This window comes from Streptomyces kaniharaensis (assembly GCF_009569385.1).
Taxonomy (GTDB): Bacteria; Actinomycetota; Actinomycetes; order Streptomycetales; family Streptomycetaceae; genus Kitasatospora; species Kitasatospora kaniharaensis.
In genome coordinates, this window is sequence record NZ_WBOF01000001.1 from 5,347,895 (window position 1) to 5,366,133 (window position 18,239).

Annotated in this window: 17 protein-coding genes and 1 riboswitch; of the genes, 8 read left to right on the forward strand and 9 right to left on the reverse strand. The window is 73.4% G+C overall.

The window, feature by feature from the left end:
- Window positions 1-97: 97 nt before the first annotated feature.
- The 3 genes from F7Q99_RS23920 to F7Q99_RS23930 are packed head-to-tail and all read left to right on the forward strand — an operon-like array spanning window position 98 to window position 3,575.
- Window positions 98-1,420 (forward strand): cobalamin biosynthesis protein CobG, encoded by a 1,323-nt coding sequence (locus tag F7Q99_RS23920; RefSeq protein WP_153464660.1) that lies wholly within the window; start codon window positions 98-100, stop codon window positions 1,418-1,420.
- On the forward strand, window positions 1,417-2,043 hold the full coding sequence (locus F7Q99_RS23925; protein WP_326847039.1) for a precorrin-8X methylmutase: 627 nt from the start codon (window positions 1,417-1,419) through the stop codon (window positions 2,041-2,043). Before F7Q99_RS23920 ends, F7Q99_RS23925 begins: the two co-directional genes overlap by 4 nt.
- Window positions 2,040-3,575, forward strand: a complete 1,536-nt coding sequence (locus F7Q99_RS23930; protein WP_407697822.1) for a precorrin-2 C(20)-methyltransferase — start codon at window positions 2,040-2,042, stop codon at window positions 3,573-3,575. Before F7Q99_RS23925 ends, F7Q99_RS23930 begins: the two co-directional genes overlap by 4 nt.
- 135 nt (window positions 3,576-3,710) lie before the next feature.
- Here F7Q99_RS23930 and F7Q99_RS23935 read toward each other — a convergent pair whose 3' ends face one another.
- Window positions 3,711-5,459: a TIGR03767 family metallophosphoesterase gene (locus F7Q99_RS23935; RefSeq protein ID WP_326847040.1), complete on the reverse strand. Its 1,749-nt coding sequence runs from the start codon at window positions 5,457-5,459 to the stop codon at window positions 3,711-3,713.
- Window positions 5,460-5,789: 330 nt separating this feature from the next.
- On the opposite strand from F7Q99_RS23935, the gene F7Q99_RS23940 reads away from it, so the two are divergent.
- Together F7Q99_RS23940 and F7Q99_RS23945 are read left to right on the forward strand one after the other, a co-directional pair.
- A complete protein-coding gene (locus tag F7Q99_RS23940) occupies window positions 5,790-6,941 on the forward strand; it encodes a cobalt-precorrin-5B (C(1))-methyltransferase (RefSeq protein WP_326847041.1) in 1,152 nt (383 codons plus the stop codon).
- A 171-nt stretch (window positions 6,942-7,112) separates the two neighbouring features.
- A complete protein-coding gene (locus tag F7Q99_RS23945) occupies window positions 7,113-8,642 on the forward strand; it encodes a UDP-N-acetylglucosamine 1-carboxyvinyltransferase (protein WP_326847042.1) in 1,530 nt (509 codons plus the stop codon).
- A 28-nt stretch (window positions 8,643-8,670) separates the two neighbouring features.
- On the opposite strand, the gene F7Q99_RS23950 is transcribed toward F7Q99_RS23945, so the two are convergent.
- The 4 genes from F7Q99_RS23950 to F7Q99_RS23965 all read right to left on the reverse strand — a co-directional run bounded on the left by F7Q99_RS23950 (window position 8,671) and on the right by F7Q99_RS23965 (window position 12,008).
- A complete protein-coding gene (locus tag F7Q99_RS23950) occupies window positions 8,671-9,450 on the reverse strand; it encodes a cobalt-precorrin-6A reductase (RefSeq protein ID WP_326847043.1) in 780 nt (259 codons plus the stop codon).
- A gap of 4 nt (window positions 9,451-9,454) precedes the next feature.
- Window positions 9,455-10,216, reverse strand: coding sequence for a precorrin-4 C(11)-methyltransferase (gene cobM, locus F7Q99_RS23955; protein ID WP_326847044.1), 762 nt, complete (start codon window positions 10,214-10,216; stop codon window positions 9,455-9,457).
- Window positions 10,213-11,451 (reverse strand): precorrin-6y C5,15-methyltransferase (decarboxylating) subunit CbiE, encoded by a 1,239-nt coding sequence (cbiE, locus tag F7Q99_RS23960; protein WP_326847045.1) that lies wholly within the window; start codon window positions 11,449-11,451, stop codon window positions 10,213-10,215. Before cbiE ends, cobM begins: the two co-directional genes overlap by 4 nt.
- Before the next feature lie 137 nt (window positions 11,452-11,588).
- Entirely contained in the window at window positions 11,589-12,008 is a 420-nt protein-coding gene (locus F7Q99_RS23965; RefSeq protein ID WP_326847046.1) for a gamma-glutamylcyclotransferase family protein, read from the reverse strand.
- Between the two features lie 132 nt (window positions 12,009-12,140).
- Between F7Q99_RS23965 and F7Q99_RS23970 the strand changes: the two genes are divergently transcribed.
- Complete coding sequence (locus tag F7Q99_RS23970; RefSeq protein ID WP_153464666.1) at window positions 12,141-13,121, forward strand: EamA family transporter; 981 nt, start codon at window positions 12,141-12,143, stop codon at window positions 13,119-13,121.
- Between the two features lie 181 nt (window positions 13,122-13,302).
- Here F7Q99_RS23970 and F7Q99_RS23975 read toward each other — a convergent pair whose 3' ends face one another.
- The 3 genes from F7Q99_RS23975 to F7Q99_RS23985 form a co-directional block, all read right to left on the reverse strand.
- Window positions 13,303-13,866 (reverse strand): EF-hand domain-containing protein, encoded by a 564-nt coding sequence (locus tag F7Q99_RS23975; RefSeq protein ID WP_153464668.1) that lies wholly within the window; start codon window positions 13,864-13,866, stop codon window positions 13,303-13,305.
- Window positions 13,867-14,032: 166 nt separating this feature from the next.
- Window positions 14,033-14,353 carry a hypothetical protein gene (locus tag F7Q99_RS23980; protein ID WP_153464670.1) on the reverse strand — a complete coding sequence of 107 codons (321 nt, stop codon included), beginning with the start codon at window positions 14,351-14,353 and terminating at the stop codon, window positions 14,033-14,035.
- A gap of 193 nt (window positions 14,354-14,546) precedes the next feature.
- Window positions 14,547-15,044: a cytidine deaminase family protein gene (locus F7Q99_RS23985; RefSeq protein ID WP_153464672.1), complete on the reverse strand. Its 498-nt coding sequence runs from the start codon at window positions 15,042-15,044 to the stop codon at window positions 14,547-14,549.
- A gap of 41 nt (window positions 15,045-15,085) precedes the next feature.
- Between F7Q99_RS23985 and F7Q99_RS23990 the strand changes: the two genes are divergently transcribed.
- A complete protein-coding gene (locus F7Q99_RS23990) occupies window positions 15,086-15,763 on the forward strand; it encodes a GNAT family N-acetyltransferase (RefSeq protein ID WP_153464673.1) in 678 nt (225 codons plus the stop codon).
- 7 nt (window positions 15,764-15,770) lie between these two features.
- A riboswitch (ZMP/ZTP riboswitch) is annotated at window positions 15,771-15,867 on the forward strand.
- Between the two features lie 50 nt (window positions 15,868-15,917).
- Window positions 15,918-17,378: a glycine hydroxymethyltransferase gene (locus F7Q99_RS23995; protein WP_230210864.1), complete on the forward strand. Its 1,461-nt coding sequence runs from the start codon at window positions 15,918-15,920 to the stop codon at window positions 17,376-17,378.
- 76 nt (window positions 17,379-17,454) lie between these two features.
- On the opposite strand, the gene F7Q99_RS24000 is transcribed toward F7Q99_RS23995, so the two are convergent.
- Window positions 17,455-17,970 carry a DUF6624 domain-containing protein gene (locus tag F7Q99_RS24000; RefSeq protein ID WP_407697823.1) on the reverse strand — a complete coding sequence of 172 codons (516 nt, stop codon included), beginning with the start codon at window positions 17,968-17,970 and terminating at the stop codon, window positions 17,455-17,457.
- Window positions 17,971-18,239: the final 269 nt, after the last annotated feature.

Sequence of the window (18,239 nt, forward strand, 5' to 3'; positions counted from 1 at the left end):
TGACGGCGGTGCGATGCGGCGTGCGGGGCAGCGCGTGAGTCAGCGTGTGAGCCGACGTGTGAGGCAACGGACGGAGGCAAGCGATCGGATCATCTGTATGCTCGCCGCCATGCCACCGACACCCGACGTCACCGCGCCGGGCGCCGCGGTGCCCGACCGGGGGCGCGCGGACGCCTGCCCAGGGGCGCTTCGTCTGCACACCGCCGACGACGGCGCCCTGGCCCGGGTCCGCCTGCCCGGCGGCCTGCTGACGGACCGTCAGGCGCTCGCGCTGGCCGAGGCGGCGCAAGCCCTCGGCGACGGCGAGCTGGAGACCACCTCGCGCGGCAACGTCCAACTCCGCGGCCTGGCTTCGCACTGCGGGGCGGAACTCGCCGAACGGCTGCGCGCCGTCGGGCTGCTGCCCTCCGACACGCACGAGCGGGTGCGCAACATCGTCGCCTCACCGCTCGCGGGGCTCGACGGGCTCGACCGTGCCGACGTGCAGACCTGGGTGCGGGAGCTGGACGCGCGGTTGTGTGCGAGTGCGTGGGCGACCGGACTCTCCGGCAAGTTCCTCTTCGCGCTGGACGACGGGCGGGGCGACGTCGCCACCCTCGACGCCGATGTGACATTGATCGCAGGCTCGGACGGCACCCGGCTGCTGCGCCTCGGGCGCGCCGCGTACGGGCGTCCGGTCGAGGCCGGGCAGGAGGTGACCGCCGTGCTGGACGCGGCCCGGTCCTTCCTCGACGCGCTGCGGGCGAGCGGCCGCAAGGCCTGGCACCTGCGCGAAGTACCCGAGCTCCTGCCGGACGGGCCGGTGCCGCTGCCCGCCTTCGCCGCAGCCGCACCCGCCGCCGGGGCACTGCCCGGCGGGCTCTCGGTGGGCATGCGCTTCGGCCGGGCGAGCGCCGCGCAGTGGCGTGCCCTGGTGGCGGCCTCGGCCGGCGAGCTGCGGCTGACGCCCTGGCGCGGCGCGGTGCTGCCCGGTGCCCCGGCCGACCGCCTGCCGGCGCTGGCCGCGGCCGGGTTCCGGACGGTGCCCGGCTCGCCCTGGGAGCGGGCCACCGCCTGCACCGGACTGCCCGGGTGCGCCAAGTCCCTGGCCGACGTCCGGGCGGACGCGGCGCGGGCACTCGACGCCGCGCCGGCCGGCGGCCTGCCCGTGCACTGGTCGGGCTGTGAACGGCGCTGCGGCCACCCGGCCGGACGGTGGGTGGACGTGCTCGCCACCGGGCAGGGCTACCGGGTGACGGTGAACGGTCCGGCAGCCGCCGGGACGGCCGTGGACACGGCTTCCGGGGACGCGTCTTCCGCGGGTGCGGCTTCCGTTGAAGCGGCTTCGGTGGACGTGGTTTCCGCGGATGTGTCGTCCGTGGATGTGACGAACGAGGAGATGGCCGAGGCGGTCGCCGAGGCCAGGAGGACCACGAAGTGATCGAGTACGAGAAGGACGGCGCGTCGATCTACCGCCAGTCCTTTGCCACCATCCGGGCGGAGGCCGACCTGGCCGCCCTGCCGGCGGACGTCTCCCAGGTCGCGGTGCGGATGATCCACGCCTGCGGGATGGTCGACCTGGTCGAGGACCTGGTGTACTCGCCCGGCGTGGTCGCCTCCGCGCGCGCCGCGCTGCACGCCGGTGCGCCGATCCTCTGCGACGTCAACATGGTCGCGAGCGGCGTCACCCGTAAGCGGCTGCCCGCCGACAACGAGGTGATCTGCACCCTCACCGACCCGGCGGTCCCCGAACTGGCCCGGAAGATGGGCAACACCCGCAGCGCCGCCGCCATGGAGCTGTGGCTGCCCCGGCTGGAGGGCGCGGTGGTGGCCGTCGGCAACGCGCCGACCTCGCTGTTCCGGCTGCTGGAGATGATCGAGGCGGGCGCGCCGCGCCCGGCCGCGGTGATCGGCGTCCCGGTCGGCTTCATCGGCGCCGCCGAGTCGAAGCAGGCGCTGGCCGAGCACCCGTCCGGCCTGGAGCACCTGGTGGTGCGCGGCCGGCGCGGCGGCAGCGCGATCGCCGCCGCTGCCATCAACGCGATTGCGAGCGAGGAAGAGTGACGGAACGTCAGATTAGCGACGTGCGCGTCGGGCGGCTGTACGGGGTCGGGCTCGGTCCGGGCGACCCATCGCTGGTGACCGTCCGCGCCGCCGAACTCATCGGCAAGGCCGATGTCGTGGCGTACCACAGTGCCCGGCACGGGCGGTCCATCGCGCGCTCCATCGCCGAGCGTTATCTGACGGGTGGTCAGATCGAGGAGAAGCTCGTCTACCCGGTCACCGTCGAGACCACCGACCACCCGGGCGGCTACCGGGGCGCGCTGGACGACTTCTACGAGGAGGCCGCCGCGCGGCTGGCGGCCCACCTGGACGCCGGCCGGGACGTCGTGGTGCTCGCCGAGGGCGACCCGCTGTTCTACGGCTCCTACCAGCACATGCACAAGCGCCTCGCGCACCGCTACCCGACCGAGGTGGTGCCGGGCGTGACCTCGGTCAGCGCCGCGGCGGCCCGGCTCGGGCAGCCGCTGACCGAGGCCGAGGAGACGCTCACCGTCATCCCGGGCACGCTGCCCGAGGAGGAACTGGCGGCGCGGATCGCGTCCGCCGACTCGGCCGTGATCATGAAGCTCGGGCGTACCTTCCCGGCCGTCCGGCGCGCGCTGGAGCGGGCGGGACGCCTCGAGGACGCGCAGTACGTCGAGCGCGCGTTCATGGACGGGGAGCGCATCGCGCCGCTCGCCGAGATCGACGGCGAGACCGTGCCGTACTTCTCGGTCGCGGTGCTGCCGAGCAAGGTCGCGCCGCTGGAGCCGGTCGTGCGGGTCGCGGACGGCATGGGCAGCGTGACGGTGGTCGGCACCGGACCGGCCGGACCGCTCTGGCTCACCCCCGAGGCGCGCGGCGCGCTGGCCGAGGCCACCGACCTGGTCGGCTACACCACCTACCTGGCCCGGGTGCCGGAGCGGCCGGGGCAGCGGCGGCACGGCTCGGACAACAAGGTGGAGTCGGAGCGCGCCGAGTTCGCCCTCGACCTGGCCCGGCGCGGGCACCGGGTCGTGGTGGTGTCCTCGGGCGACCCGGGTGTCTTCGCGATGGCCACGGCCGTCCTGGAGGTCGCCTGCGAGCAGGACTACCGGGACGTCCCGGTGCGGGTCCTGCCCGGTATGACCGCGGCCCACGCGGCCGCCTCCCGGGCCGGTGCCCCGCTGGGGCACGACTACGCGGTGGTGTCGCTCTCGGACCGGCTCAAGCCCTGGGACGCGGTGGCCCGGCGTCTCCGCGCGGCGGCCGAGGCGGACCTGGTGCTCGCCCTGTACAACCCGGGCTCGAAGTCCCGGACGACGCAGGTGGGCCTCGCCCGCGACCTGCTGCTGGAGTACCGCGCGCCCGAGACGCCGGTGGTGATGGCGCGTGACGTCGGTGGGCCGACGGAGCGGGTGCGCATCGTCCGGCTCGGCGAGCTCGACCCGGCGCTGGTCGACATGCGGACGATCCTGCTGATCGGCTCCTCGCAGACCCGGGCGGTCGAGCGCGGCGGCGGCGTGGAGGTCGTCTGGACGCCGCGGCGGTACCCGGACGACGCGGAGGACTGACCAGTAACAGATGACAGCTGACAGATTTCGTCAGCTGTCAGCTGTCAGCTGTCAGCTGTCATCTGTTTTCTGTTATCCGTCGCCCCCGGTCGCCTATCCGTCAGCCGCCCGGTCGCCGAGCGACGACCCCCGCCGTCAGCGCGTCGGCTTCGTGATCAGCAGCTCCGTGTTGTGGTCCTGCCCCGAGCCGAGCAGCGCCGACACCCGGCCGTTGGGGTCGTTGTACGACAGCTCGCGGTAGAGCGCGGCCAGGTTGGTGTCCGAGGTGCTGCCGAAGTCCGTCCCGTACGGCGCGGCGGACTCGATCAGCGTGGTGAACAGGGACAGCGTGCCGTCCCCGTTGTCCGCGATCTCGATGATGCGGCCGTGCTGCGGGTAGTCGATGTGCGAGGCGGTGTTGATCTCCCAGAACGCCCGCTCCGGCACCGCGTGGCCGTGCGCCGTGATCTTGTTCGCGTGGGTGTGGCCGTTCACCCACGCGACGACGTTCGGGTAGCGCTGGAGCAGCGCCACCAGCTCGTTGCCGTCGTGCCGCTTCTCGAAGATGTTGCGCGGGTCGGGCAGCAGGTTGCCCATGCTGGTGCTGGTGTGGTGGCTGAAGACGAGGATCAGCTCGTCCGTGCTGCCGCCCGTCACCTTCCGCCCGTCGGTGTCGTACCAGTGCCCGCTGTGCGCCTTCAACTGCTGCTCCAGCCAGCGCAGTTGAGCGGTGCCGAGCGAACCGTCGGCGAACCCGGCCTGGTTGGTGGTGTCCAGGCTGATGCCGACCACCTTCTCCGAGATGCGGAAGGTGTAGTAGAGCTTGCCGCTGCTCACCATGTCCGAGGTGAAGCCGTGCCCGTACGGGCCCGCGCCGGTGACAGCCGGGTTCAGGTGGGCCTTGGCGAACTCCTTGAGCGTGAACGGCCGGCGGCGCTCGTCCGGGGTGATCTGCCGTACCAGGTCGCCGGTCGCCAGCAGCTTGCCGAGCAGCAGCGCGGCGCCCGCCGGGTCGCGGCGCAGCGACTCCATCAGCTGCGCGGCCTCGGCGTCGTTGCAGCCCTCCAGCTTGTACTCGCCGGTGTAGAGGTCGTTCAGCAGCCCGAAGTCCGGCAGCGAACCCTCGAGGCTGTCATCGTGGTTGCCGACCGTCGTGTACCAGGGCATGCGCAGGCCCGGGGCGTCGAAGGGGCGGCCGGCGGCCGTGAGGAAGCCGGGAACCTGCGGGAAGCCCTTCGCCTTGTACTCGTCCTGGAAGGTGAGTTCGGGGTTCCAGTAGATGCCGCTGCCGGAGTTCTGCACGCCCTCGTAGGCGGCGGGGTCGCCGGTGTTCTGGGCGAGGCGCCCGCCGCCCATCACGGTCAGGTACCAGTCGAGTTCGGCGTGCTCGTGGTTGTCGGTGTTGTCGCCGGTGGCCATCACCATGCTGAACGGCATCCCGGTGTAGGGGCCGCCGGGGAGCGAGTTGACGCGCTCGACGAGGGCCGACACGCCGCGGGCGTTCAGGGTCTCCTGCGGCCGGTAGGCGGCGCCGGTGAAGCGGGCCAGGTACTCGAAGCGCACGGGGGACTCGGTGTCCACCAGGTGCAGGTCGGAGAACTGGACGAAGCTGGCCAGCCCGGTGCGACGGTCGTCCCGGCCGCTGCCCGGTGCCGCCAGGTCGCCGCGCACCACCAGCGGCCAGCCCGGTCCGGCCGTCAGCCGCTTGTAGGCCCCGCTGCCGACCGGCGTGGCCACCTGGTCGAGGGTGGTCCCGGTCACCTGCACCGCTCTGGCCGCGGTGGCCGCCAGCGCCCGCTCCCGCGCCGCCGCCGAGGCGAACTGCGCGCCACCCAGCGACAGAGCCGCCCAGGTGGCGGCCACCGACGTACCCGTGACGAACGTACGCCGACTCAAACCAGCCACAAAAACCCCCATAAATTGATGGCCCGGCCGGCTGCCCCGGTCATCGGACCACGTGTCATGAACCCGCATCTGGCGGAGCGACAGATTACTCACTGGTAGGTGCAAGGGGCGAGGCCCGTGCAGAGAACTTTTCGCGAACGAGGGGCAGCGCCTTCCCGCCGCGCTCCCGGTTCCATCCCTTCGCGTGGGCCCCGGTCGGGGTGCAGCAGGGCCAGTGGGGGAAAATCGGCACGGACGGCCGGTGCGGCCGTACCGAAGCAGCAACGGAAGCGGACGGCCCGCCCCGGCACGACCGGAGGCCCCGTCCCGGGTCAGCGAAACGAGGCGGACGTGGCCGAACCGGGAGGCCGGGCCGGGCAGCTGAAGAGCAGCGGTCTGCGGCACGGCTGGACGACGGGCGCCTGTGCCACCGCCGCCACCAAGGCCGCGTACACCGCGCTGCTCACCGGCGAGTTCCCGGACCCGGTGACCATCACCCTTCCCAAGGGCCAGCAGCCCGCCTTCGCCCTGGCCGCCGAGGAGCTCACGCCGGCCGACGGGGCCACCTCGGTCGCGGGGACCGCCCCCCGCGCCATGGCCGGTGTCGTCAAGGACGCCGGGGACGACCCCGACGTCACCCACGGCGCCCTGATCCGCTCGACGGTACGGGCCGGCGAGCCCGGTGCCGGGGTGGTGTTCCGGGCCGGTCCCGGGGTCGGGACGGTCACCAAGCCCGGCCTGCCGCTGCCCGTCGGTGAACCCGCCATCAACCCGGTGCCCCGGCAGATGATCCGCGACGCCGTCGCCGAGGTGGCCGCCGAGCACGGCGGCACCGGGGACGTCGTCGTGGAGATCTCCGTCGACCACGGCGAGGAGATCGCCCGCTCCACCTGGAACCCCCGGCTGGGCATCCTCGGCGGCCTGTCGATCCTGGGCACCACCGGCATCGTCGTCCCCTACTCCTGCTCGGCCTGGATCGACTCCATCCGCCGTGGCGTGGACGTGGCGCGTGCGGCCGGGCGGACGCACGTGGCCGGCTGCACCGGCTCGACGTCGGAGAAGGTCGCCGTGGCCGTGCACGGGCTGCCCGAGGACGCGCTGCTGGACATGGGCGACTTCGCCGGCGCCGTCCTCAAGTACCTCAAGCGCCACCCGGTGCCCCGGCTGACCATCGCGGGCGGCTTCGCGAAGCTGTCCAAGCTCGCGGCCGGCCACCTCGACCTGCACTCGGCGCGCTCGCAGGTGGACAAGGGGTACCTGGCGGAGCTAGCCCGGCGCGGCGGGGCGGGGGAGGCACTGGCGGAGGCGGTGGCCGCCGCCAACACCGGCCTGGAGGCGGTGCAGCTGTGCCGGGCGGCGGGCGTGCCGCTGGGGGACCTGGTCGCCGAGGCGGCCCGGGCGACGGCACTCGGCGTGCTGGTGGGTTCGCCGGTGGCGGTGGACGTCATCTGCATCGACCGTGCGGGCACGATCGTCGGGCGGGCGGAACCGCTCGGACCGTGAGGCGTACCCGGATGACCGGATGACAGGCGACCGGAGCCACAGCGAAAGCTCAGCAATATCGCATGGTGATGTGAAGATCTGACGCCCATACGGGGTGAGAAACGGACAAAAGGAGTAGTGAATCCACGCCTGGTTCTGTCGCCATCTCAACCATGAGATATGGTCTGCCGGGTGACAGGCGACTACCTCACCCGTATCGGCACCCTCATCCGTACCGCGCGCCAGCACCGCGGCTGGTCCCAGGCGCAGCTCGGCGAGGCCCTCGGCACCAGCCAGAGCGCGGTCAACCGCATCGAGCAGGGCAAGCAGAACGTCAGTCTTGAGATGATCGCTCGCATCGGCGAAGCCCTCGACAGCGAGATCGTCTCCCTCGGCTACTCCGGTCCGATGCACCTGCGCGTCGCCGGCGGCACCCGCCTCTCCGGCGCCATCGACGTCCGCAGCAGCAAGAACGCCTGCGTCGCGATCCTCTGCGCCTCGCTGCTGACCACCGGCCGCACCACGATCCGCAGCGTCGCCCGGATCGAGGAGGTCTACCGCATCCTCGAGGTGCTCACCAGCATCGGCGTCAAGAGCCGCTGGATCAACGACGGCCGCGACCTCGAACTCACCCCGCCCGCCGAGCTCGACCTCGCCGCGATGGACGTCGAGGCCGCCCGCCGCACCCGAAGCGTGCTGATGTTCCTCGGCCCGCTGATGCACCGCGCCGAGCGCTTCGCCATCCCCTACGCGGGGGGCTGCGACCTCGGCACCCGCACCGTCGAGCCGCACCTGACCGCGCTGCGCCGCTTCGGCCTGGAGGTCGCCACCACCGGCGGCGCCTACCACGCCTCGGTCGAGCCCGGTGCCCCGCTGGACCGCCCGATCGTACTGACCGAGCGCGGCGACACCGTCACCGAGAACGCCCTGCTCGCCGCCGCCCGGCACGACGGCGTCAGCGTGATCCGCAATGCCTCGCCCAACTACATGGTCCAGGACCTCTGCTTCTTCCTGGAGAAGCTGGGCGTGAAGATCGAGGGCATCGGCACCACCACCCTCACCGTGCACGGCGTGCCCGAGATCACCTGCGACGTCGACTACACCCCGGCCGAGGACCCGGTGGAGGCGATGAGCCTGCTCGCGGCCGCCGTCGTCACCTCCTCCGAGCTGACGATCCGCCGGGTGCCGATCGAGTTCCTGGAGATCGAGCTCGCGGTCCTGGAGGGCATGGGCCTCGACTACGACCGCACCGCCGAGTACCGGGCCCACAACGGCCACACCCGCCTGGTCGACCTCACCGTGCGTCCGTCCAAGCTGACCGCGCCGATCGACACCATCCACCCGATGCCGTTCCCCGGCATCAACATCGACAACGTGCCGTTCTTCGCCGCCATCGCCGCGGCGGCCCACGGCACCACGATGATCCACGACTGGGTCTACGACAACCGCGCGATCTACCTCACCGAGCTGACCCGCCTCGGCGCGGACGTCAAGCTCCTCGACCCGCACCGCGTCCTGGTCCAGGGCCCCACCCGCTGGCGCGCCGCCGAGATGATGTGCCCGCCCGCCCTGCGCCCCGCCGTGGTCATCCTCCTCGCCATGCTCGCCGCCCAGGGCACCTCCGTCCTGCGCAACGTCTACGTCATCAACCGCGGCTACGAGGACCTCGCCGAACGCCTCAACTCCATCGGCGCCCAGATCGAGACCTTCCGCGACATCTGACGGCCGGTACCGGCCGAAGCCACCACTCCTAGTAAGCCGGTTCGCCCAGGTCGGCGAGCCAGTGGACCGCGCCCTGCACGTCCGGGGCGACCGGTACGCCGTCCGGTACCGGCGGGCGCTCCACGACGACCACGGGCAGGCCGAGTTCACGTGCGGCCGTGAGTTTGGGGGCGGTGGCGGCGCCGCCGCTGTCCTTGGTGACGAGGACGTCGATCCGGTGCTCGCGCAGCAGCGCCCGTTCGCCGTCCAGGGTGAACGGGCCGCGGTCCAGCAGGACGTCGAGCGCGGACGGCAGCGGCGGCTCGGGCGGGTCGACGGAGCGGGCGAGGAAGTGCAGCCCGTCGAGGTGGGCGAAGGTGCCGATGCCCTGGCGCCCGGTCGTGAGGAAGACCCGGCGTCCGAGCCCGGGCAGCAGCTCGGCCGCCGCGGCGAGCGAGGGGACGGGGTGCCAGCGGTCCCCGAGGACCGGCGTCCAGCCGGGCCGCCGCAGGGCCAGCAGCGGCACGCCGGTGGCGGCGGCCGCGAGGGCGGCGTTGCGCGACATGCCGGCGGCGAACGGGTGCGTGGCGTCCACCACCGCGGCCACCCGTTCGGCGCGCAGCCAGGCGGCGAGCCCGTCCGGACCGCCGAAGCCGCCGATCCTCACCTCCCCGGCGGGCAGCCGGGGTTGGGCGACCCGGCCGGCCAGCGAGCTGGTGACGCGAAGCGGCGTCTGGCCGGCGAGCTCGGCGGCGAGCGCCCGCCCCTCGGTCGTCCCGCCGAGGATCAGAACGTGTCGGGCCGTGCGGTCGCGCCCCGCAGGAGTCACGCGGTCACGCCCCGCAGGGCTCGTGCGGGCGCTCGCGGTCCGCCGAGTAGAGGTGGCTGTCGCGGAACTGCTCAGCGGCCAGCGTCCGTCCGACGATGATCACCGCGGTACGCACCACGCCCGCCGCCTTGACCTGCTCGGCGATGTCGGCGAGCGTGCCGCGCAGCACCAGCTCGTCGGGTCGGCTGGCCATCGCGACGACGGCGGCCGGACAGTCGGCGCCGTAGTGCGGCAGCAGCTGCTCGACGACGTCGTCCACGTAGCCGGCGGCGAGGTGCAGCACCAGCAGCGCGCCGCTGCGGCCGAGGGTGGCGAGGTCCTCGCCCTCGGGCATGGGGGTGGCGCGCTTGGCGATCCGGGTGAGGATGACGGTCTGGCCGACGGTCGGCACGGTCAACTCCCGCTTCAGCGCCGCCGCCGCTGCGGCGAAGGCGGGCACGCCCGGGACCACCTCGTACGGCACGCCGGCCGCGTCCAGGCGGCGCATCTGCTCGGCGACGGCGGAGAAGACGGACGGGTCGCCGGAGTGCAGGCGTGCCACGTCCTGTCCGGCCTCGTGGGCGCGGACCAGTTCGGCGGTGATCTGGTCCAGGTTGAGCTGGGCGGTGTCGACGAGGCGGGCGCCGGCCGGGCACTCGTCGAGCAGTTCGCGCGGCACCAGGCTGCCGGCGTAGAGGCAGACCTCGGCGCGGGCGAGGATGCGCTGGCCGCGCAGGGTGATCAGGTCGGCCGCACCCGGGCCGGCTCCGATGAAGTGGACGGTCACGAGGCGTTCTCCTGGGGGGTGTCGGGCTTGACGGCGGACCACTGGGTGACCGGCATGGCCTGGCGCCATCCGGTGAAGCCGCCCACCGGGACGGCGTGGGCGACGGCGAGGCGCAGCAACTCGCCGCCATGGCGCCGGTACCAGTCGGTGAGCAGGGCCTCGGACTCCAGCGTCACGGTGTTGGCGACCAGCCGGCCGCCCGGCGGCAGGGCCGCCCAGCAACTCTCCAGCAGGCCGGGCGCGGTGAGTCCGCCGCCGATGAACACGGCGTCGGGGGTGGGCAGTTCGGCGAGCGCGGCGGGGGCGGGGCCGGTCACGACGCGCAGCCGGGGCACACCGAGCGCGGCGGCGTTGCGGGCGATGCGCTCGGCCCGGACGGGGTCCCGCTCGACGCTGACGGCCTGGCAGTCGCGGTGGGCGCGCAGCCACTCGATCGCGATCGAGCCCGAGCCGCCGCCGACGTCCCAGAGCAGCTCGCCGGGGGCGGGCGCGAGGGTGGCGAGGGTGGCGGCGCGCACGTGGCGCTTGGTCAGCTGGCCGTCGCTCTCGTACGCGGCGTCGGGCAGTCCTGGCACGAGGGAGGTGCGGGGGCCGTCGCCGAGTTCGACCGCGACGAGGTTCAGCGGGTCGCCGGGCGGGTGCGGCCAGCCGTCCGCCGGGCCGTCGAGCTGCCGTTCGGTCGGGGCGCCGAGCTGTTCGAGCACCCGCAGGCGGGCGGCGCCGTACCCGCGGGCGGTGAGCAGCGCGGCGACGGCGGCCGGGGTGGCGGCGTCGGCGCTGAGCACCAGCAGGCGGCGGCCGGGGTGGAGGGCGAGGTTGAGGGTGTCCAGCGGCCGGCCGACCAGGCTGACCACCTCGGTGGCCTCCAGCGGCCAGCCGAGGCGGGCGCACGCGTAGGAGACGGAGGACGGGTGCGGCAGGACGCGCAGCCGCTCGGCGCCGACCGTCTCGGCGAGGGTGCGGCCGATGCCGTGGAACATCGGGTCGCCGCTGGCGAGCACAGCCACCCGGCGGCCGGCGTGCGCGGCGAGCAGCCCGGGGACGGCCGGGCGCAGCGGGGACGGCCACGGCACGCGTTCGGCGGAGATTTCGTCGCGGGGGAGGAGGTCCAGTTGCCGGGAGCCGCCGACGACGACCTCGGCCGCCCGCAGCGCGGCCCGGGAGGTGGCGGCGAGACCGGGCCAGCCGTCGGCCCCGATCCCGACGACGGTGATCGGGGATGGCAGCTCGGGCACCGGGGTGGCTCCTCGTGGTTCGGTGGGCCGTGAGCGATCGGCCGTGAGTGGGCGGCCGTCAGTATGCGGCCGTGAGTACGCAACAGAAGTAGCCGGGGCAGCCTACCTGGCGGTCTGTCGCCGGCCGCCCCCGCCCTTCACCTGTCCGACCAGTCCCCGGAGGCGATGAGCGCCGGCCGCGCCCGCAGCCGCTCCGCCGCGGCCGGCCCGGCGAGGTACACCCACGCCTCCCGGGTCTCGCCCGCCTCCGTCCGCACGGACATCCGCCGTCGCACGTACAGCCCCGTCCCGTCGGCCCGGCACCCCTCCAACTCGTCCAGCGCCGCGAGCGCACCCGCGTACGCGCCGGGGCGTACGGTGACGAGTTCACCCACGATCCGGCGCCCGGGCGTCGGATCCGGCACCGCGTACGGGAATCCGGGTCCGTCGTGCAGCGCGGCGCCGTTCAGGACAGCGCGGCGGATGTCGGCGCAGCGACCGGCCAGGTGGACGGCGTGGTTGCGGCCGCTGCTGCGCAGGGTGCCGTAGACGAAGAACGGCAGCGCCTCGTCGGACACGGATTCGACCTCCTGGCTGGGGGAGGGCCCACGGTACGTCGTCGTGCCCACGTGGTGATACCGACTGGCGCACCGGGTCTCCGATGCGCTGTCATGGCAGGTGTTTGCCAGCACCGTCCAAGGGGGACACACATGACAGCGCCCACCTCCTCCAGATCAGCCGACGCCTCCGCCGCGTCCACTTCCGCCCTGCCCACCTCCCGCCCGGCCCGGCTCGGCGGGGCGGTGTGGCTGGCACTCGCCGTGGTCTACGTGGTGTGGGGCTCCACCTACCTGGCGATCCGGATCACGGTGGAGACGATGCCGTCCTTCCTCTCCGCCGCCGCACGCTTCCTCACCGCCGGCCTGCTGCTGACCGGTTACGTGCTCGTCCGGCAGGGCCCGGCCGGCCTGCGGGTGAGCCTGCGCCAGCTGGCCTCCGCCGCACTGGTCGGCGTGCTGCTGCTGGCCGGCGGCAACGGCCTCGTGGTGCTGGGCGAGCGCTCGGTCCCGTCCGGCCTGGCCGCTCTGCTGGTCGCCGCCGTCCCGCTGTGGATGGTCCTGCTCACGGCCGTCGGCGGCGAGCGCCCTAAGCGCGCCGAAGTGGCCGGGGTGGTGCTAGGGCTGGTCGGCCTGGCGGTGCTCTCCGCCCCCGCGATCGGCGGGGACATCGCGCCGCTCGGCGTGGTCGTGATCATCTGCGCCACGGTGACCTGGGCGGCCGGCTCGTTCGCGAGCAAGCGCATCCCGATGCCGGGCAACGTCCTCGCCGCGAGCGGCTACCAGATGCTCGCTGGCGGGCTCGCCGACCTGCTGATCGGCCTGGTGCGCGGCGAGACGCACGGTCTGGACCTGGGCGCGGTCTCCGGCCGGTCCTGGCTGGCCCTCGCCTACCTGGTGGTGTTCGGTTCGCTGCTCGCCTTCACCGCCTACGCGTGGCTGCTGCGGTCCGCGCCGCTGACCCTGGTCGCGACCTACGCGTACGTGAACCCGGTGGTGGCGGTGCTGCTGGGCTGGCTGATCCTGGCCGAGCCGCTGACCGGCCCCACCGTCGCGGGCGGGCTGATCGTGGTGGCGGGCGTCTGCCTGGTGGTGAGCGTCAGCCGGAAGTCGGGGCGGTCCTCGCGTACGTGAGGACGACGTCGGTCGAGCGTGCTCGAACACCTCGCCCTGCCCGAGGTGTTGGGCGCGGACGGCCTCGCCGCGATGATCGACACCGTTGTCGAACGGGCCGCCCGGCCGCCTGACCGCGGCGCCCCTTGCACAGCCGAACGGAAGAGGCGGGAAGGGACCGGAACGGGCCGTCGGAGGAGCGTCAGAGCTCGTGCGGCGCCGTGCCGGTCCACCAGTTGCCGGGCGCCTCGGGGTCGCGGCTGGTCCAGTACTCGATGATCGCGGCGGTGAACTCCTCCGCGGAGAGCATGCCGTCGCCGTCGCGGTCGAGCCTGCGGAACGCCTCGTCCGCGTCGTCGCGGGAGAGCCCGACGAAGTGGCCGCGCTGGAACACGAAGAACTCGCCCGCGTCCACCGTTCCGCTGCGGTCCGCGTCGGCCACGGCGAGGAACGCCTCGGCGAGCGCCCCGAGGCTGGCGAGGGCGGCCTCCGGGTCGTCGGCGAGGGAGCTCGTCGAGCGGATGAACTGCTCGCGGGTGATCGACTCGGTCCCGACCGGCAGCCGGGCGAGGTGCAGGTCGTGCCAGATCGTGAGATACGCGCGGACGATGACCGCCTCGGCCTCCGAGCCCTCGCGGTGGCCGAGCGAGCGTGCCACCGAGTGGCCCATGAGGACGTGGTCCCGTTCGGTGATCAGTCCGTCGCCGTCGGCGTCGAGGTACTGGAACCCGTGGTTGATCTTCGCGATGAGCAGCTCGTCCGACATGTGTCCCCTCGGTTGGCGGTCCCGTTGGCAATACGGTGGTGATCTGGTGGCGATCCGGTGGGTGATCTCCACGACACGACGCCTGCACGCTAGCCCCTCGCACCTCGGCCGCGCAGCCGAACGACGGGCGACGGCACCGGCGAGTCGCAAGCGAACTTCCGTGCTCTCAGTCGCAGTGCGAGGACCGGCCGAGCAACACCATCCCGATCGCGCAGAGCACCGCGACGGCCGCCAACCCCCAGGCCGCGACCCCCGCGGTCCGCGAGTGCCGCCACCACCCGGCCACCCAGGAGAGCGCCGCCGCGATCGCCCCGAGGACCGCCAGACCGATCGCCCCGAGCGCGGGCGCCGGCCAACCGGGCTCCTTGCCCCAGCACGGCGCGTCCCGGTGGAACAGCTGCCAGCTCCCGGCGGCGCCGCCCGCCAGCGCCATCACCGCGAGGCCCAGGCCGACCAGTTGCCACCGAATTCCCGGCTTCCCGTTCACCCTGGGGCTCTCCTCGCCACGCCGATCACGAGCCACGTACCGTGCGCCACGTGCCGCGTACCTGCAGCACGTACCGTCGACGACCGGTGAACTCTCGCAGAGCGCCGAGCACTTGGGCGTCACCCGGCAGACGGAGGCGGTGCCGCGGGATCCGCCCCGAACGGCGGGGGCCGTCCCGCGCCGAAAGTGGCGCCTACCCGTCCTGGTGGCCGGCCCACACGTACGCCTCGGGGAGCAGCTCCCGGACCGGCACGGCCCGCAGCTGCGGGCCGCGGCCGACGAGGACCTCGATCTCCGGGAAGTAGTCGAGCAGCACCTGCCGGCACCGGCCGCACGGCGGGATGACGCCCCGGCCCCGGTCCGCGACGGCGACGATCGCGGTCAGGTCGTACGCACCCTGCCCGGCCGCCGCGCCGAGGACGACGAGCTCGGCGCAGGGCCCGCCCGTGAAGTGGTAGGCGTTCAGCGCCGTGACGATCCGCCCGTCGGCGTTGCGGGCGGCAGCGGCGACGGTGTGGTTGTCCGCGCGGGCGAAGCGGCGGGCGACGGCCTCGGCGGCGTCGAGGAGTTCCCGGTGAGCGGGGGAGGGCGGCGCGGCCTTCTGCGGCGCGGCCTTCTGCGGCTCGGACCTCTGCGGCTCGGTCCTCTGCGACTCGGACCCGTCCGGCTCCGGCCTGTGCGGCGTGGACATATTCGGTGGGACTCCCTGGTCACTCGTGTCAGGCTACGAGCATGGACCGCCCATCCTTGTTCGTGCCGACACTCGACGCCGGGCCCTTCGATGTGCGCCCCTGGCGGCTCAGCGACGCCGACCTGCTCCGGGAGGCCGCCGCCGACCCGTACATTCCGCTGGTCACCACCGTCCCGGGCCGCTACGACGCCGGCTCCGCACGGGAGTTCGTCGAACGGCAGTGGGCCAAGGCCGCGAACGGCTCCGGGTACTCGTTCGCCGTGGCGCGCCGCGCGGACGAGCGGGCCGTCGGCTTCGTCGGGCTGTTCCCGCAGGGCGACGGCCGCGCCTCGATCGGCTACTGGACGGCCGCCTCGGCGCGCGGACAGGGCGTGGCCGGGCACGCGCTGAGGGCGGTGGCGGGCTGGGCGCTCGGCGAACTCTGCCTGGCGCGGCTGGAGTTGCACATCGAGCCCTGGAACGTCGGCTCGCTCCGGACGGCCGAGCGGGCCGGCTTCCGGCGCGAGGGCCTGCTGCGCAGCCATCGGACGATCGCGGGCGAGCGCCGCGACATGGCGCTCTACGCACTCCTGCCCGCCGACCTCGCTCGGCACACCGCCGACCTCGCCCAGCAGGCCGCGGACGCGGTCGCGGGGGTCGTCGCGGCGGCGAACAGCTCGCCGCTCGTTCCGCATTCCGATCATCTCCGCCACAGCCCGGCGCGGTCCGCCCGGTGTTGATACGATCCCGATGAGCCGCGACTGGCGCGCATGGATGGAATCAACCATCGGGAAGCGGCTTCGTGGCACCCCACGTCAAGTTGCCGAGCGCCTGGGCCGTCCGAACTCGTCCGTGCACCACGAGGAGACCGCCTTGGCCCCGCAGCAGCAGCCCCTGCACCACCAGCCCCCGCACACCGTCGCCACCGACGCCGCCAACGCCGCCTTCCGCAACGCCCTCGACGTCGTCGCCGGCGTCGAACCCCGGATCGCCGCCGCCATCGGCCAGGAGATCGAAGACCAGCGCGCCTCCCTCAAGCTGATCGCCAGCGAGAACTACGCCTCCCCGGCGGTCCTGCTCGCCATGGGCAACTGGCTCAGCGACAAGTACGCCGAAGGCACCGCCGGCCGCCGCTTCTACGCCGGCTGCCGCAACGTCGACACCGTCGAGACCCTCGCCGCCGAGCACGCCCGCGCCCTCTTCGGCGCCGACCACGCCTACGTCCAGCCGCACTCCGGCATCGACGCCAACCTCACCGCCTTCTGGGCCGTCCTGTCCCAGCGCGTCGAGAGCCCGGCCCTGGAGCGCGCCAAGGTGCGCAACGTCAACGACCTCACCGAGCAGGACTGGGCGCAGCTGCGCCACGAGCTCGGCAACCAGCGGATGCTCGGCATGTCCCTGGACACCGGCGGCCACCTCACCCACGGCTTCCGGCCCAACATCTCCGGCAAGATGTTCGAGCAGCGCAGCTACGGCACCGACCCGGCCACCGGCCTGATCGACTACGACGCGCTGCGCGAGACCGCCCGCGAGTTCCGCCCGCTCATCCTGGTGGCCGGCTACTCGGCCTACCCGCGGCGGGTCAACTTCCGCAAGATGCGCGAGATCGCGGACGAGGTCGGCGCGACGCTGATGGTCGACATGGCGCACTTCGCCGGCCTGGTCGCGGGCAAGGTGTTCACCGGTGACCACGATCCGGTGCCGCACGCCCAGATCGTCACCACGACCACCCACAAGTCGCTGCGCGGCCCGCGCGGCGGCATGGTGCTGTCCACCGCCGAGCTCGCCGAACACGTCGACCGCGGCTGCCCGTTGGTCCTCGGCGGCCCGCTGTCGCACGTCATGGCGGCGAAGGCGGTCGCCTTCGCCGAGGCCCGCCGCCCCGAGTTCCAGGCCTACGCCCGCGCCGTCGTCGACAACGCCCGCGCGCTGGCCGAGGGCCTGCTGCGCCGCGGTGGCAAGCTCGTCACCGGCGGCACCGACAACCACCTGGTCCTCGCCGACGTCTCCGGTTACGGCCTGACGGGTCGTCAGGCGGAGGCGGCGCTCCTCGACTCGGGCATCGTCACCAACCGCAACTCCGTCCCGCAGGACCCGAACGGCGCCTGGTACACGTCCGGCGTCCGCCTCGGCACCCCCGCGCTCACGACCCGGGGCCTGGGCGCCGCCGAGATGGACGAGATCGCCGCCCTGATCGACACCGTCCTGCGCGCCACCAGCCCCGCCCCCACCTCGGGCGGCGCTCCCTCCAGGGCCCAGTACACCCTGGACGAATCCCTCCGCGACGGCATCGCCAAGCGCGCCGCCGATCTCCTCGCCCCGTTCCCCCTCTACCCGGGCGTCGACCTGGCCTGACCACTGACGGTCGGGGGCGAGACGTGTGCACCCTCGCCCCCGACCGGCTTGGTACTGCAGCGATTTGTCCCGCCTGCTACCTCGGTGCGAACCGCGCGGTGTACTCGTCGAACGGCTCGATCCCGACCTCCGCGCGCCGTTCGTCCAGCCGCTCCGGTTCTTCGCACGGCCACGGCACCGGGCGGCCGTCCGTGACCGCGCCGATCTGCGTGCCGTACCGCTGCTCGCGGCCCTCGTTGACGGCGAGCCGGTCCTGAAGGAACGCCAGATCCCGTGCACTTGCCGCGCCGTCCGACACGGCCGCGGTCATCAGCTCCACGGCCCGCCGCTGGACGTCGAGTTGACGGTCCGCATGTTGCGCGACCAGCCAGGCCGCCTTCGCCGCGTCCGGGCCGACCAGCGCCTCGGTCGGCCAGCCGTGCACCGCCATGATCTCGGCGAGCCGGTCCCCGTGCCGGGTGGTGAGCCGCCGCCAGACCGCCTGATCGGCGAGGTCGGGGCTGTTGGCCAGCCGAGCCGCGGCGGCGTCCTCGGCCATCATCGCCGCCAGTTCCCCGGCCAGTGCCGTCCGGCCCTGCTCGGTTGTCGCCATCTCGCTCCGCTCCTCGCTCCGGGCCCCTGCGGGCCGCCCGCGACCAGGCTAGGTGCCGCAGCTGCAACGAAGATCATTCCGGCGGATGGTGACTCTGCGGATTCGAGAGGGCACAATGGATGTACGTGGTCAGCATGCCGTGTTCATCTCCGGCCCCGATGCGACAGTCCACGAAACCCATTGCGCGAAAACCTCCTCAAGCCCGATGGCTCGGCTGTAGATTGCAGCGAACTCAGCTGCGGGGGGCTAGTGTTAGCGGCGGGTGCAGG

What these genes read in the sequence shown, in the direction of transcription:
- F7Q99_RS23920 (WP_153464660.1), top strand. Translation starts at nt 98, where the DNA reads ATGCTCGCCGCCATGCCACCGACACCCGACGTCACCGCGCCGGGCGCC.
- F7Q99_RS23970 (WP_153464666.1), top strand. Translation starts at nt 12,141, where the DNA reads ATGACAGCGCCCACCTCCTCCAGATCAGCCGACGCCTCCGCCGCGTCC.
- F7Q99_RS23975 (WP_153464668.1), bottom strand. Translation starts at nt 13,866, where the DNA reads ATGTCGGACGAGCTGCTCATCGCGAAGATCAACCACGGGTTCCAGTAC.
- F7Q99_RS23985 (WP_153464672.1), bottom strand. Translation starts at nt 15,044, where the DNA reads ATGTCCACGCCGCACAGGCCGGAGCCGGACGGGTCCGAGTCGCAGAGG.
- F7Q99_RS23990 (WP_153464673.1), top strand. Translation starts at nt 15,086, where the DNA reads ATGGACCGCCCATCCTTGTTCGTGCCGACACTCGACGCCGGGCCCTTC.
- F7Q99_RS24000 (WP_407697823.1), bottom strand. Translation starts at nt 17,970, where the DNA reads ATGGCGACAACCGAGCAGGGCCGGACGGCACTGGCCGGGGAACTGGCG.